The following is a 14,894-nucleotide window of genomic DNA, read 5'->3' as shown; positions in this document are numbered from 1 at the left end:
CGGCCTCTACCCCTATTTCATATTTCTAACGATATCGTTTAATTTGCCGAATACTTGCCGATAGAATTGATACATGTCTTCCCCGTCGGCGAGCTCGATTTTTTCGTACTCCAGCTTTTCTTTCGCCCCGCCGAACGCTTCGATCAATTCCTCCAGCTTGGCGAGCAGCGGTGCGATATCCTCCGCCGCGGTCATCTCGGCATCGCGCTTATGCGACTTCCTCAGCAGAACGGCTTTCGCTTTGTCGTCCAATTTGCGGAAACGGTCGAATACGGCGTATTCGATATAACTTTTCACCTTCATTACATTGGCGAAAGGCTCCCATTGGTCTTCTTCGGGATCGCGGTCATATACGTAAAGGGCGCCCTTCTTGACAATCGTTCCCGTATACATCGCTTCGATAAACTGGTCGATCAACTTGTCTTCGTCTTGATGAGCGGCGATCAGCGCGTTCAGTTCGGCGACTTTCGCAGCAATCGCTTCGTATTTGGCCGTTTCTTCCTTCACCCGTTTGATCAATTCCGGCGAACGGATGAAATTTTCCTGCGCCATCTCCGTATTCACGCTTCCGAAAATATCTTTGGCGCTCTCGCGCTCCAAGCCTTCCGCAAGCAGCCGGTTCAATTCGCCGGCACATTTTCTCATTTCGCCGAAATTCGGCTTCGGGCTGTCCAAGCGCAAGTCGTATTTCGCCAAGATGTCGGCAAGCGCGAAAGGCTTCGTAAAGACGCATTCGTAGCGGCTGCTCGTATTGCTGTCGATATGCTTCTCCGCAATCGCCCCGAATGAGAGCGCCCGCCCGAACAATTCGCGAACACGCGCGTTGTACTCTTTGATTCGCTCGTTCGAATAGGTTTCTCCCCACGATTTTTCCGGGATCGGGGAAGGGAGATACGTCCAGTTGACTTTATCCGTTTGCACCAAATGACGTCCGACGCCTTCTTTGTCCAATATCGTCTTCTCGTAGCTTTCTTCGTAAACCTTGAGCGGGGTATAGGCGAACAACGGAACGCCGTTCTTCGTGTTCAACCAGAAGATCCGGTTTTTCACTTCGCTCTCTTTGACGGTGAAATTCGATTTGCCGATCGAGTTGTTTTGATAATTTTTAATTCCTTTCAAAATGCTCGGCGCCTGCACCGGAACCGACACGAAGCCCCACGAAGGAAAATAGAGATTGCCGATGCTGTTGTTCAAATGGAACACGGCGATCGCTTCTTCGTCCAGCTTCGGCGCAATGAACCGTTCGACGAATTTGTCTACGGACTCGTCCTTCCCGTATTTGATGACCAGAAAATCTTCCATCGATTTCGTAATTAAATCGCCGAATTTCTCGGTCAAGAAATCGGAAATCGTAGCGATGACGTCCAGTTCCTGTTCCTTGATCCATTGGTTGGACCGCTTCAACAGTTCCGCCGTAAAATCGCGCATAAGATCGTCGGCATCCTTCTGTTCCAGCATTCCGCCGATCACTTTCGCAATATCCGGAACGCTGACGACGTTCCAGTAATATTTTTTGTTCCCTTTATGGTCTTGTTGTTCTTCGCCGTTGATCAGAATATCTCCGTTTTTGGCGAAAATATCGTTGAGCGCGTTCAATATTTCCGTAAAGACGTTATAAATTTTGGAGTTTTGCTCGTTCAGCAAGCGGTACAAGTCTTCGTAAAATTCGATCAGTTGCTCCGTTCGTTCGACATCCGCATGCAACAGGTACTCGTTGATTTTCGCCTCGATGAAGGCGTTTTTCTTCTTTTCCTTGGACACGAACGCGCTGCGCGCGTCGCCGAGCTTCTCCAGCGCCTGATCGCGCGCGCTTTCGATATCCCGCGGAATGCGGGTTATATTCTCTTTCAAAGTCTCGATATAAGATAAGATCATGTTCAGCAAGCAAAAACCTTTTTCCGTATAAATAAGCCGCGACACATAAAACGGCCCTTGTTCCGGGTGCAGGAAAAGCCTGCGGATTTGGTCGTCGAACCGTTCGAGCCTCTCCGCCGGCATTTGCTTCTTGGCTTTGATATATTCCTCTCTGGCCCGCGCCAGGAAGCCTTGCTCAAGCTCGGTATCCAGGTTGATCGCCTGCGTCTTGACGACATTATGATAGCTGAGGCGTTCGCTGTTCTGATAGCCCGCCAGCGGTTCCGGCACTCTCGCTTCGAAATCGCGCACGACCGTATCCAGATCGATGCCGATTTTGCGCGCAAACTTCTCGACGTCGTCTTGCGAAGGCGCCTTGTCGAACATTTTTTCCATTTTGTTAAAGAGACGGAAGGCCAAATAGGTCGTCATCTCTTCGATCGGCAATACCGCCGACGAGGCGCCGATGATGTTGTATTCGTAATTCGCCGCATACGTTTTGTTCATTTGCGCGATATTGGTGCGAATGTTGCTAATATAATCGTGAATGGCGAATTCCTCGCCCGATTGCTTCTCTTCGCTGGCCATGAAGTTCGTAATGTTCTCCGCCGTCACGTTCATGCAATAATCGTAGGCGTTCTCGAGCAGCTTGCCTTCCGTATTCGTAGCCGAAATCAGGTGGCATAGATTAAACGGCGGCAACGGCGAATTGACGGACAATATATTGCCGTATTGCTGTTTGAAACGTTCATTGCGGCTATCCACGTTCATCCAGTAATCCAATTCCTTCAGCGCCGCGTAGCCGTTCTTCTTAATATATTCTTTCGTATGCTCGCTCAAGCTTTTGTTCGACAGGTTCACGTCCGGCGTGAACAAATAGCCAAGCGTGTTGACGCGGTCGATGCCGGACGAACCGTGATCCCGCTCGATAATGCCGCGCACGATATAAGCGATGTCCAGGAAACAGCCGCTGCCCGTACCGCCGGATAAGCCGGTCAGAAGGAACACCATCAGTTTTTTATTCGTCCCGACTGAGAGCGTCTTGATTTTTTTGTCGATGCTTTGGACGACTTGGTTGATTTTGGTGAACAACAGCAATCTGCCTGCCTGCCGTACCCCGGCCGCCCCGTTCATGCCGTCGGTAATGTTCAATTCCGGGGAGAGCCAATCCGTAATATAAGGCTCGAGAATGCTGCGGTTGCTTAGCAACCCGCCGATTTCCGGATTCGACAGCAATACGAATTCGTTGATCGGGTCCAGGCCGATGCCCCGATATTTTTTGTTGCGGTCTTGTTCGTTCGTCTCGAATGCCAGAAATTCGACATTTGCCGGTTTTTCCAGTTTCTTCTTCGAAATCGGATCCTCGGGAAGTCTGAATCGGCGGTTAATCTGGTATTTGAGCCGCAGAAGCGCGTCGATTCCGGTGCCGCCCAAACCGATGATCAACATCGGATTATCGATCGTATCGACCCGGATCTTTTCGCTGACGATCCCTCCGCCGAGCGATACGTCTAATTGCTGGATATGTTCTCTCACAACCGGTTTCATGTCGTACCCTCCAATATTTTCGCAAATGTTATCGTATATATTCGATGAAAATCGTTTTATTCACATGCTGCATGGTGACGCTGATGCGCTCCGACGATTTCAGTTCCTTGCCCTTGCTCGCGTCCAGCGGACGCCCGCCTTTTTCCAGCGTGCATCCGGACAGATTTCGTACGGCGATGCCGTCGTTTTTGGCCGGGGTGAAGATCACTTTTTCCGTTTCCTTGAATTCGGGCGCAAGCTGCAGCAACTGGTGCAAGTTGAATTTCCCCTTGAAGGTATTCAGCTTCTTGTATTGAGGGTAGGTCATATCGCCGGTGTCGTTGTCCCTGATCTCGATGACCGCCTGGCCGACAAACCCTTTGTTCGCTTTCTTCACATAAGCGGCTATCGCATAGGCCGCTGCGGCGGCGACTATCAACCCTAGCGCACCCAAAATAACGGGAAGCAGCGGAAAGGGTTTACGATCCTCGTCTCCCCCCGCCCCTTGCGCGGACTGGCCATTATTGGCAGGGGCGCCGGTTTTGGCGTCGATTTGAACCGGCGCCGTCTCGCGGTAGAAGCTCCGGTCCTCGGCCCGTACTTTTATTTCATAAATATGAGCGTCCGGGATGGAGTATGAGCCCGCGAAATGATCCGTCTTGTTAGCCAGTTCGACCTGTTCCTCTTCTCCCGTGTCCAAGTCTTTCACGACCAGCGTCGCTTTCATCGTTTTGTAAATATCGTTGTTTTGCAGTTTCTGTCCGTTGCTGAGCAGATAGGACCGAACGTCGACCGAATCCCCAGCCTTGAACGTCGATCGCGTCAGCGGGTCCATTGCAAGTTCCAGGTCGTAATTAAAAATGAGATTGATATCGATTTTATCTTTGTTCGCGCCCTTGACTTGCAGCTTCCAATCGCCCATGGCGGGACTGGCGATTTTGATCATCGAGTACGTCTTCGACCGGGTATAAACGATATTCGGATCTGTCAACGGCACGGGCTGGCCGGAAGGATCGAACAATTTGACTTCCACGGGCTGGCGGGACATGATCGAAATATTCGCTTCAATCACGTTGGCATTCGGAATCGGCACCGCAACCTCCTGGAAGTCCCCGTTTCCGGTCATTCCCTGTCCGGGCACGATTTTCAACTTCAAATGGCTCGCGAAAATTTCGCTTAAAATTTGCGGCAGATTATCCGCCGTACTCGTCTCGAAAAATTTCCCGTTCGTTTGGGCCGAAATATCTTCCAGCACCGTTTTGTTTAATTTGCCGTCGGCGTTCAATCCGATCGTATAAATGGGGTATCCGTTCTTTTGAGCGATTTCCAATGCTTCGTTCAAGTCTTGATCGGACTGCGCCTGCGTGCGGCCCGATTTCTTGCTGAAATCGTTGTTGCCGTCCGCCAGCAGGACGATAAGCGGCACGTGGTCCGGCTCGGAGCCTTGCTGCAGCACCTTAACCGCCTCTTTGACCCCAACGGCGATATCCGTATAAGAAGCGCGGACCAATTGATCGATAAATGTTTTTAAATCCTCTTTATCCTGCGCCGACCGGATTTCCAGCAGCGCCTTCTCGCGCGCGATCTGGTCGGTATAAGCGACGATGCCGACTTTGTCCCCTTGGGCGGACAGCATGTCGATGAACATCTTCATCGCTTCGTTGCTGATTTTATTCTTGTCGCTGTTATTCATCGATCCGCTCACGTCGACTGTCAACACCGCGTCGATTTTCGACGTGGCGGAACCGGCGGCCGCATAAGTTGTCGAGAACGTCGACGCCGGATACGGGACAAGCGCGGTCAATATAAAAATGAGATATAAGACTCTTTTTAGATAAAGCCGGGACATATTCCAAACCTCCGTACAAGATGTAATGAACTTATCGTGTCTCTTTCGCCGTATATGCAAGCGGAAACCGCACCAACCGAAGGCGTCGCCCGCTTCTATCATTTAAATAATATGATATAATCTAACATAAGTAAACATTCGCACATTCTGTAATTACACGGACGTTTGAACGACTCGAATCCCTTCAACGAAGGCGAAAACAGTCCTAAAGTCCTATAAATCTACTAAAAACCAAGGGTGAAAATAGCGATGATTACATATATTTTCCTTTCGATATTATTTCTTTTTGTCGTTTCAAAAGTTATATTCTATTACGTTCGCCACAGCAAAATTGTTTCACTTCAAGAAATCGACAAATCTCTTATCCGCCGATTAAATGACGAGAGTGAATGACGATGAGAAAAAAGCCCGTTCAATTCAAACCGTTTAAACGCACTACCTTTGCCTTTCAGAAGCTGACCTATTGCCGCCGTTGCGGCACGTTCTCCATCCTTAAAGAGCAGGTCTGCTCCGTCTGTCACAAAAAAACGCCGATTCCTGTGGAACGGCAAGCCGAACTTGTCGCGGCCAAGTCACTGCGCATCGACGCCTTGATCGCCGTCTTTCTTTTTCTGGCAGGCGTTTTGTTAGCGCGAACGTCCGTGGAATCTATCGCAATGATCCTTTGCGGACTCATTCTGTTAACCCTTTTATTTCTATTCCAAAGAAAATGGAGGAAATCGTTCTTTCTCTTCCACCTTGACAACATGTTTCATAAGCAGCTTCCGCAAATCAAGGCCGGATTGCTGCGGAACTCCCAGTCGATCGTCCGGGACAGAGACGCCGGCCAGGAACGGATCGCCTATGAAAAATTGCGTGAAATCGGCACGCTGCTGCGGAGCGATCCGATCCGCAAGTTGAAGCTTATATTCCTGAATCAGTTTTATTTGCGCAAAGATATGGATCTGGAAATGGATTCGCTTATTATGCGGGAATTCGATCCGGATCTGGTAGACTATATCGGCACGATCGCCAGAATCAGGAAAGACCTGATTAAAAAAAGAACGCTGCGCTACGTCACCAGATACCAGATCGAGATCGCGAAGTTGCCCGGCGGAGAGAATATATTGATCGATGTAGCCGGATGCGCCCTGCGTACCAAGCCCTATATCGACCAATTCCGGTCGCTGATTATCGGCCAAATGCGCAAATTGCCGAAAGAGCGCTTCCTCAGGCTATGCAAAATGCTGCATCAAAGAGAAGGGTACGATTGGGACGACCTTTATGCGAGAGCGCAAGCGGTTTGCGAAGAGCAATACCACTGGGATCCCGATTTCAGCAAGTTTTTCTGAACAAGGCTATTCGCAGGTGATAACGGAAACGGCTTTTACGGCGTGCCGACCTGTTCCTTCTGCTCCTGGGGCGTCGGCGTCGTTGTGGTCGTTGTGGTCGTCCCTTCCGGATTGTCCCCCATCGCCGGGGCCGACGGCATCGGCAGCGCGATGCTCGGCGCATTGCCGCTGCGCTCGCCAACCGGATTTCCTTTATTGTCGTAATAGTACATTGGCACATCGCCTACAACGAGCAAATAAGAAATCGGAATTTCCGTCTCGACCAGTTCGGGTTCCGTGTCGAACGGAATAATGATGGCCACTTCGGCCACGATGCGAATATACACCTCTACGAGAATCATGTTGATGCCCGCATCCTGCTGCCGCGTATTGAGCGCCACTTTGACGGCGCCTTGCGGCTCCAGCTTAACCGGAACTCTCGGGCCGAAGGACCCGATTATCGCGCTTCCCATCGCTTGGCCGAGCGGAATATGCTCCGGCATTTCTTTCAGTTGGGCGAGCGTGCCTTCCACAATATCTTTCGTATTGGACGTAATTTTAATATTTTCCGCATAATTCAGCATAAATCCGGCAACCTTGCCTTGGCTGTCCGTCTTCCAATCGATCAAACGCTCATAATCGCTCCCGCGCGCCACCTGTTCGGAAATCGCTTTATTGATCGCCGTCGTGGCGATCTGCTTGATTCGCATCTTCGCAAGCGCCATCAGCGGCGGACGCATGTTCTTCTCGATATAAATAAACGATTGCAAGGAAAATAGCGTGAAAATGACCATGGCGATAAAGAAAAATTTCCGGCGGCTTCGCGGTTTTGTCTGTCTGCTGTGCCACCTCGTCCGTTTGCGCATAAGCATGCCCCCCGCCCAGAAATAGAGTCAATTCGTATCATCTAATGCTTATGCGGTACAGGCAAAAAAAAGAAGGCCGGGCTTAGGACACGGAACCAAAACTAGGCCGGCGTCATATCGTATTAATGACGATAGACGATAGAAGTTAACCAATAAAGGAGCGGATCCCGAACATGAACGCCTATTATGACGTACCCGATGCGATTCCCGCAGTCGGATACAGAACGGATTACCCGATGCACCATATGCATCACGGAATGCATCATATGCATCATGGAAAGCATCATATGGCGCATTACATGCCCACGAATTGCACCATCATCCTAAAACCGAAATTTATGGAACATCTGAAACAGCACGTAGGCAAAAAAATTTGCGTCATGACGACGGCCGGCAAGCTGGAAGGAATATTGGACGGCGTATTTATCGACCATCTCGCCCTCGTTCCGAGCAGTCACAAGAAGCATCACGTATTATACTCGCAAATCGTTTATTTCGAGTAAGCCTTTCTCCGCCGAATTTATCCCTTCGGCGGAGGAGTCCCCTTATCGGCCACACCCCCCCTTTTTTTTCGTACAAGCCCCTCTGCTTGCCTACGACTTACTTCCATTCCATAGAGCAAAAAAAGTAAAAATATCTAAACTTTCAAACAAATCATCATTAGCGTAAAAACGCTTCCAACTTTACACTAGATACTGATAAACAACGAAGGAGGCAAACTTATGAAGCTGGCTTTAATCGGAGGAGCCGGGGTAAGAACGCCGAGCATGATCTACGACCTGGTCCGCAAGCAGCAGGAAATTCCAATCCGCGAGTTATGCATTCACGATATTAGCCAAGAAAAAATCGATACGATCGGCGCCATCGTGAAGCATTTGGTGCAACAGTACGGTTCCCCTTTCAAAGTCAAAGTGACGACGGATTTCGCGCAAGCCGTTCGGGGAGCGGATTTCATCTATACGGCGATACGTGTCGGCGGCGAGGAAGGCCGGGCGATCGACGAACGGGTCGCCTTGCGCTACGGGGTTCTCGGGCAAGAAACGACCGGTCCCGGCGGGTTCGCCATGGCGCTGCGGACGATCCCCGTCATGCTGGAATACGCCGCAATCATCGAGAAGGAGGCGCCGAACGCATGGGTGGTCAATTTTACCAATCCTGCCGGCCTTATCACCGAAGCGTTGACGAAATATACGAACTTGAAAATAATCGGCATCTGCGACGCCCCTTCGGCGCTGAAGCTCGATATCGCCAAGTTTTTGAACGAGGCCCCCGATCAGATCCACATGAATTACGTAGGGCTGAATCATCTGGGCTGGGTGAACCGCATTATGGTGCGGGGCAGCGACCGGCTGCCCGAAATCGTCGACAATTACGAAAAATTTACCGCCTGCAGTCCGCATATGGCTTGCTTCTCTCAGGCACTGATCAAGCAGCTCCGCATGCTGCCGAACGAGTACTTATACTATTATTATTACCGCGAACAAGCCGTAGACTATATATTAAACAGCCCGCGCACGCGCGGCGAACAAATCGTGGAGTTGAACAAAAACTTAATGGCCCAACTCGCGGAGAAATTGCGCCAAGGCGGGATGAAAGAGGCGCTCGACCTGTACACAGGCACGATGGCGGAGCGGCAGAACAGCTATATGTCGGCCGAAACCGGCAACGCCGGAGCCGCCCATGCCCGGCAGCGGGACGATGCCGGAGCGGATCCGCTCGAGAACGAAGGATATGCGGGCCTCGCGCTGTCGATCTTATCGGCCATCTATAATAACCGCAAAACAAGCCTTATTCTAAACGTGCCGAACCGCGGCGCCGTCAAAGGCTTGTTGGACGACGATGTCGTCGAAGTGCCTTGCTTGCTGGACGCCAACGGCCCGGTGCCGTTGAACGTGGGGGCGATTCCGGAAGCGGCGAACGGGCTGATTCAGAGCGTGAAGCAATACGAGCGTTACACCGTATCCGCCGCGGTCCGCGGTTCGTATGAAGATGCCATGATGGCGCTGACCGTCCATCCGCTCGTCTTATCCCAATCGCTTGCCCGGAACATTTTGGACGACTATTTGCAGCAGCATCGACAATATTTGCCGAGGTTCGGACACAAAGGAGCACTGCATGGATAAACATGACGTAATATTTATCGGTTCGGCTTGCTGTGACCTTATTTTTAACGGATTGCCTTCCTTGCCGAAACTGGGGGAAGAGATTTGGGCCGAGCATTTGGAATTGACCGTCGGCGGCATGATGAATTCGGCGGCGGCGGCGGCCCGCTTAGGGATGAACGTCGGCCTTGCGGTCGAATCGGGAGACGATTTGTGGGGGGACATGATTCTTGCCAAAATGAAAGAGGAAGGCATCGACCTGCAATTCGTGCACAGGCATGCCGAACCGTATCCGCAAATTACCGTCGCCTTGAATTATCGGGAGGACCGATCGTTCGTCTCTTATGCGGACCAGCGGAATTTCGATCTTCATTTGCGCCATTTGCACGATACTTTGCATCATTCGGATGCAAGCTTATATCACTTCTCGGCGCAAAAGCAATATTTCGACTTGATCGGGGCGGCGAGACGGCTTGGCAAAACGATCAGTTTGGATACCAGTTGGGACGAAGACTGGCTCCAATCTTCGGAATTGAAGGACATGATTCGATTAGCGGATATTTTCATTCCGAACTTAAAGGAAGCGCAATTGATTACAGGCAAGGAGCATCCCGACGAGGCGCTTGCGGAATTATCCGCGCTTTGCCCCGTCACCGTCATCAAGCTGGGCGAGCAAGGCGCGATTTGCCGGGCGAACGGGGAGCGTTACGCGGCGGAGGCGCAGGCGGCGCAAGTGGTCGATTCGACCGGGGCCGGAGATTGCTTCGCGGCAGGCTTCCTGTACGGATGGCTGCAGCGCAAACCGATGGAGGAATGTCTGCGCATCGCCAACTATTGCGGCGGCAAATGCGTTGAGTCGATGGGAGGCTATACGGGCGCTCCCACCTTGGAGCAGTTACTTCATGATTTCACATAAAACCATTTTTAGAGGGGGATTTCCATGAAGGTCAAAAGAAAAGCTTCCATTCTAGTGTTGGCGGTAGTGTGCGCGGCCTCTCTGCTCCTGCAAGCATGCGGCGCGGGAGGCGCGCAAAGCTCCTCCGAGCCGGGAGAGGGCGGCTCGCCGGATAAACTCGTCGAACTCGTCTTCTCGACCCATTGGGTCGGAGAGGACGGCAAGGCGGATATCGTGCAGCAAATTGTGAACGGTTTCAATGCCCAATACGAAGGAAAAGCGAAAGTATCCATCGACGCGATCCCGGACGACGACGTATACCAGGATAAAATGAAAACGAACTTGGCGACGAACAGCTTGCCCGACATTTTTACTTTCTATTATAATCCTGTTGAGTCGGAGCGCTATTACAGTTCCGGAAAGCTGTTGGATCTTGCGCCGTATATGAGCGACGAATGGAAAGGCAATTTGAAGGAAGACGTCCTCGCAACGGGGCGGTTCAACGATCAAATTCTGGCCATTCCGCTCGATCAGATGGTGACGCCGATCTTCTACAATAAATCGCTGTTCGAGCAGGCGGGCATTCGGCAATTTCCGCAAACTTGGGACGAGATGATCGATGCGGCCGAAGCGTTGAAGAAAAACGACATCTACGCGTTTGCGATGGGAACCGGCGAGAACGCTTGGTCGGCGATGCTCTTGTATTCGTATCTTGTATCCAGCATCGGCGGTTCCGATGTATTGGAGAAAGGGTTGGACGATCCTGCGTACGTGCAGGCGGCGGAGATGCTCAAGCAGTTATTCGCTTACTCTCCGAAGGACGCCGTGGGAGCGACCTATCAGCAATACGCCAGCCATTATTTGAATGAGAAAGCGGCCATGATCGTCAACGGACCGTGGATGATCTCCGAATTTTTGGAAAAGGGCGGCGAAGCTCTTGCGGCTAAAATGGGCGTCGGCACTTCCCCTAGCGCGAAGGACGGGACCGGCAAACAAGGGGCCCTCATCTCGGGAATCGGTTGGACGATGGCCGGCAAGAAGCAGGACGATGCGCAGCGGGCCGAATATACGGCCAAGTTTATCGAATTTTTCACCCATCCGGATAACGCCAAGAAAATTTTTCTGGAAAGCGGGGAAATATTCGAATCGACCAACTATCAAATCGAGCAGGACGATCAGGTCGATGCGATTTCTCAAGAGATATTAAGCAAACTAAACGCGGCTCCGCAAACGTACGATTACTTTGAAGGGATGACCGGTTCGGCTGTCAAAATCGAATTTCCGACAGCGCTTTCCGGTTTGGTTCTCGGCCAATTCACGGCCGAACAGTTTGTCGAAATGTTGAAAAAGGCGAGCATGGAATAAAGGGTTTGTGGCAAATATGACGGCGTTTACGCGGCCCATCGCCGCGGAGATGCCGTCAGAACCTTTGATTAGAGAGGTCCGAACATATGAAAAATCAACATCGAATAGGCGTTATTTTATTTTTAATCCCTGCCGTTGTAGTCTTCCTTATTTATTTTATATACCCGATCGGATTTTTGGCCTATACGAGCTTGATGAAGTGGGATTCGATCACGCCGATGGAATTCGTCGGATTGGATAATTATGGAAGGTTGCTCGAGGACAGCGTATTTCACAAATCATTGTTGAATACGCTTGCATGGGGCGCCGCCGCCGTCTTCATCCATATTCCGATGGCGATGATCGTCGCGATGATTTTATCGCGCAAAATAGCGGGGTGGAAATTTTTCCGGACCGTATTTTTTATACCCAATCTCATCTCCACCCTGGCGCTGGCGATGCTCTGGCAATTTATTTACAACGGGGAGTTCGGGCTGCTGAACGAATTGCTCCAGTTTCTCGGGCTAGGCTCCTGGCAGCGTAACTGGCTCGGCGAACTGCATACCGCTTTTCCGGCGCTGATCGGCCAATGGATTTTCTATATCGGGTTTTTCATGATTATCTTCATGTCGTTTATTTCAACGATTGACCCGTCCTTATACGAATCGGCGCAAATCGACGGCGCGAGCGTCCTGAAGCAGGAATGGCATATTACGCTTCCTTTGCTCAAGCCTGCGCTCTCGATTGCCGTCCTGCTGTCGTTAACCGATACGCTCAAAAATTTCGAGGCGCCGTTTCTGCTGACGAACGGCGGGCCGATCAACCAGACGATGGTTCTTTCGCTGCACATATATAATAAGATGGTTTCCTATCAATACGGATACGCGAACACGCTTGCCGTCATGCTGATTGCGATCGGCGCCGCCATGGTGCTTGCCGTGCGTCTGGCGTTCCGTGAGAAAGATCTGTAAAGGGGGATCGGTATGAATTGGAAAAACAGTGTCGCCAAGCTTCCGGCCTATCTCGTCATTCTGTTCTTTTTTTGCGTCACGATGCTCCCCATTCTTTGGATCTTGATCGGTTCGCTCAAAAGCAACGCGGAATTGATGAGTTCGCCTTTTTCCTTGCCGGAAGAGTGGCATTTCGCCAACTACCGCAAAGCTTACGTCGTAGGGCAGCTCGGGCAGCTGTTTCTGAATTCGGTATTCGTCAGCCTGTTATCCGTCGGCTTCTGTTTGCTGTTCGCGACGATGGCCGCTTATGCGGTCAGCCAAGGCAAGAAGTGGACCGTATCGGTGTATGTCGCGATGACGGCCGGTATTTTCCTTCCCGTCAATTCGTTAATGGTGCCGTATTATCTGATTGCGGGCCAGTTCGATTTGCTGAATTCGAAATGGGCGCTGATTACGACCTATACCGCGATGGGCTTTCCGTTAACGTTGTTGCTCGTATACGGATTCGTCCGCTCCGTGCCGAAAGAAATTATGGAATCCGCTTATATGGACGGCGCAGGCTTTTACTATACCTACGGACGCATTCTGATTCCGTTAATTCGTCCCGGCATGGCTACGGCCGCCATTTTTCAGTTTCTATTGTGCTGGAATGAATTTCTATACGCCCTGCTATTGACCAGCGACCAGAAAGTACGTACCTTACAGGTAGGCATCAGTTTGTTCAAATCGCAATTTAACGCCGACTTCGCGGCGATGTTCGCGGCGATTGTCGTCAGCGTCATTCCGATCGTCATTATTTTTATTTTATTGCAAAAACAGGTGATTCAAGGATTGACAAGCGGCGCGTTAAAAGGTTGATCTACCCGAAGGAGTGATTGATATTATGAACAGACTTCCCGAATCGCTGCAAACGTTTCGCAGCTTCTACGATTTCCAAATTTTTATCAATCGCAATGAAGGCGAGTGGCGCATGCCGTTCGAATGGCATGAACCGCTCGAAATTTTCTATGTCGTATCGGGCAGAGGCAAATATTATATCGAAAATAAAGTATACGTTTTCGAGCCCGGCGATCTGTTCGTCATCGGCAATCACGAATTGCATAAAAGCCAATTGATCAATCAAGAGCCGTTTGAAGCGATGATCATCATGTTCGATCCGTCGCTTGCCAATTTGATACAGTTGGACGACGGGGTCGATCCGCTAGCGCTATTCTACGAACGGACGGACGACTTCTCGCATCAACTGAAAGTGGATCCGACGCTGCAGCCGAAGCTGCGGTGGTGTTTCGATCTGATGATGGAGGAATACGACCGCAAGGAAGGATTCTCGCTGCGCACGGTCGGCTCCCTCCTGCAATGGCTGCTGCTGGAATTGAAGCGGGAGTACGGCCGGAACAAGCGCTATAACCAGATTGAATGCTGGAACGGCGTTCACTTGAAGCCGGTCGTCCAGAACGCAATGGAATATATTAATCGGTGCTATAACGAAGATATCAACTTATCCAAGCTGTCTTCCCAGCTTCGGGTAAATCCGTCTTACTTAAGCCGGGAATTCAAGCATAACACCGGCTTTTCGATCGTGGAGTTCATTTCGTTCAAACGAATTTGGCACGCTAAGGAAATGCTGCTCTATACCGATACGCAGGTCACGGAAATTGCGTACCAGGTCGGCTTCAACAATGTCACGCATTTTCATTGGATGTTTAAGAAAATGATCGGCATCAGTCCGAATAAATACCGCAAGCTGCCCAAAATTTTTTACAATCTCAAAAAATATTGACGTCGAGCATCGAATTCGAGGGTTGCGTAGCGACGCGAAGAAATCGCTGGCTTCTTGGCCAAGGAAATGAAATAAGGCTTCCTGCAAACGGAAGCTTTTTTATTTTTCCGCTTAGCGGTTCCGCCCCGAACGTTCGAACAAAAGCAACGGGTCGATGCATGCGCCGCTCTTTTGTGTATGATTTTTCGTCTACAACTACAGAATCAGGGCCCAGATCGCGTTTTGTATATGAAATTTCGAACTAAGTCGACGGATTCGCAGCGTGCGCGGCTCGTTTCGTACGATTATTCGTACACCTTTGCGGGAATAGGGCTCAAATCGGCGCGTATGTATGAAATTTCAAACTAAGTCGATGGATTGGAAGTGTGAGCCGCTTGTTTTGTACGATTTTTCGCATACCTGAGCAGGATCAGC

General features: G+C 50.7%; 11 protein-coding genes. 8 read left to right on the top strand and 3 right to left on the bottom strand.

Going from position 1 to position 14,894, the window contains the following annotated elements:
* Window positions 1–12: 12 nt before the first annotated feature.
* A complete protein-coding gene (locus tag LQ229_RS03705; RefSeq protein WP_216537147.1) occupies window positions 13–3,402 on the bottom strand; it encodes a tubulin-like doman-containing protein in 3,390 nt (1,129 codons plus the stop codon).
* Window positions 3,403–3,430: 28 nt separating this feature from the next.
* Window positions 3,431–5,230 carry a vWA domain-containing protein gene (locus LQ229_RS03700; protein WP_230190993.1) on the bottom strand — a complete coding sequence of 600 codons (1,800 nt, stop codon included), beginning with the start codon at window positions 5,228–5,230 and terminating at the stop codon, window positions 3,431–3,433.
* Between the two features lie 389 nt (window positions 5,231–5,619).
* On the opposite strand from LQ229_RS03700, the gene LQ229_RS03695 reads away from it, so the two are divergent.
* The gene (locus LQ229_RS03695) at window positions 5,620–6,561 is read left to right on the top strand and encodes a hypothetical protein (protein WP_230190992.1); all 942 of its coding nucleotides are present in this window, start codon (window positions 5,620–5,622) and stop codon (window positions 6,559–6,561) included.
* 35 nt (window positions 6,562–6,596) lie between these two features.
* Here the strand turns inward: LQ229_RS03695 and yunB are convergent, their stop codons facing one another.
* Window positions 6,597–7,406, bottom strand: coding sequence for a sporulation protein YunB (gene yunB, locus LQ229_RS03690; protein WP_216537144.1), 810 nt, complete (start codon window positions 7,404–7,406; stop codon window positions 6,597–6,599).
* Window positions 7,407–7,579: 173 nt separating this feature from the next.
* On the opposite strand from yunB, the gene LQ229_RS03685 reads away from it, so the two are divergent.
* The 7 genes from LQ229_RS03685 to LQ229_RS03655 all read left to right on the top strand — a co-directional run bounded on the left by LQ229_RS03685 (window position 7,580) and on the right by LQ229_RS03655 (window position 14,480).
* The gene (locus tag LQ229_RS03685; RefSeq protein ID WP_230190991.1) at window positions 7,580–7,909 is read left to right on the top strand and encodes a DUF2642 domain-containing protein; all 330 of its coding nucleotides are present in this window, start codon (window positions 7,580–7,582) and stop codon (window positions 7,907–7,909) included.
* Between the two features lie 219 nt (window positions 7,910–8,128).
* The gene (locus tag LQ229_RS03680) at window positions 8,129–9,529 is read left to right on the top strand and encodes a glycoside hydrolase (RefSeq protein WP_216537143.1); all 1,401 of its coding nucleotides are present in this window, start codon (window positions 8,129–8,131) and stop codon (window positions 9,527–9,529) included.
* Complete coding sequence (locus LQ229_RS03675) at window positions 9,522–10,424, top strand: carbohydrate kinase family protein (protein ID WP_216537142.1); 903 nt, start codon at window positions 9,522–9,524, stop codon at window positions 10,422–10,424. The genes LQ229_RS03680 and LQ229_RS03675 overlap by 8 nt, the downstream gene beginning before the upstream one ends.
* A 24-nt stretch (window positions 10,425–10,448) precedes the next feature.
* Window positions 10,449–11,768 carry an extracellular solute-binding protein gene (locus tag LQ229_RS03670; RefSeq protein ID WP_216537141.1) on the top strand — a complete coding sequence of 440 codons (1,320 nt, stop codon included), beginning with the start codon at window positions 10,449–10,451 and terminating at the stop codon, window positions 11,766–11,768.
* A gap of 86 nt (window positions 11,769–11,854) precedes the next feature.
* The gene (locus LQ229_RS03665; protein ID WP_216537140.1) at window positions 11,855–12,718 is read left to right on the top strand and encodes a sugar ABC transporter permease; all 864 of its coding nucleotides are present in this window, start codon (window positions 11,855–11,857) and stop codon (window positions 12,716–12,718) included.
* A gap of 12 nt (window positions 12,719–12,730) precedes the next feature.
* Window positions 12,731–13,558 (top strand): carbohydrate ABC transporter permease, encoded by an 828-nt coding sequence (locus LQ229_RS03660; protein WP_216537139.1) that lies wholly within the window; start codon window positions 12,731–12,733, stop codon window positions 13,556–13,558.
* A 25-nt stretch (window positions 13,559–13,583) separates the two neighbouring features.
* A complete protein-coding gene (locus LQ229_RS03655; RefSeq protein WP_216537138.1) occupies window positions 13,584–14,480 on the top strand; it encodes an AraC family transcriptional regulator in 897 nt (298 codons plus the stop codon).
* Window positions 14,481–14,894 lie beyond the last annotated feature (414 nt).

It is taken from the genome of Paenibacillus sp. CECT 9249, assembly GCF_918697855.1.
Taxonomy (GTDB): Bacteria; Bacillota; Bacilli; order Paenibacillales; family Paenibacillaceae; genus MSJ-34.
Note: the sequence above shows the minus strand (reverse complement) of the source record. Positions and strands in the feature narration are given on the sequence as shown.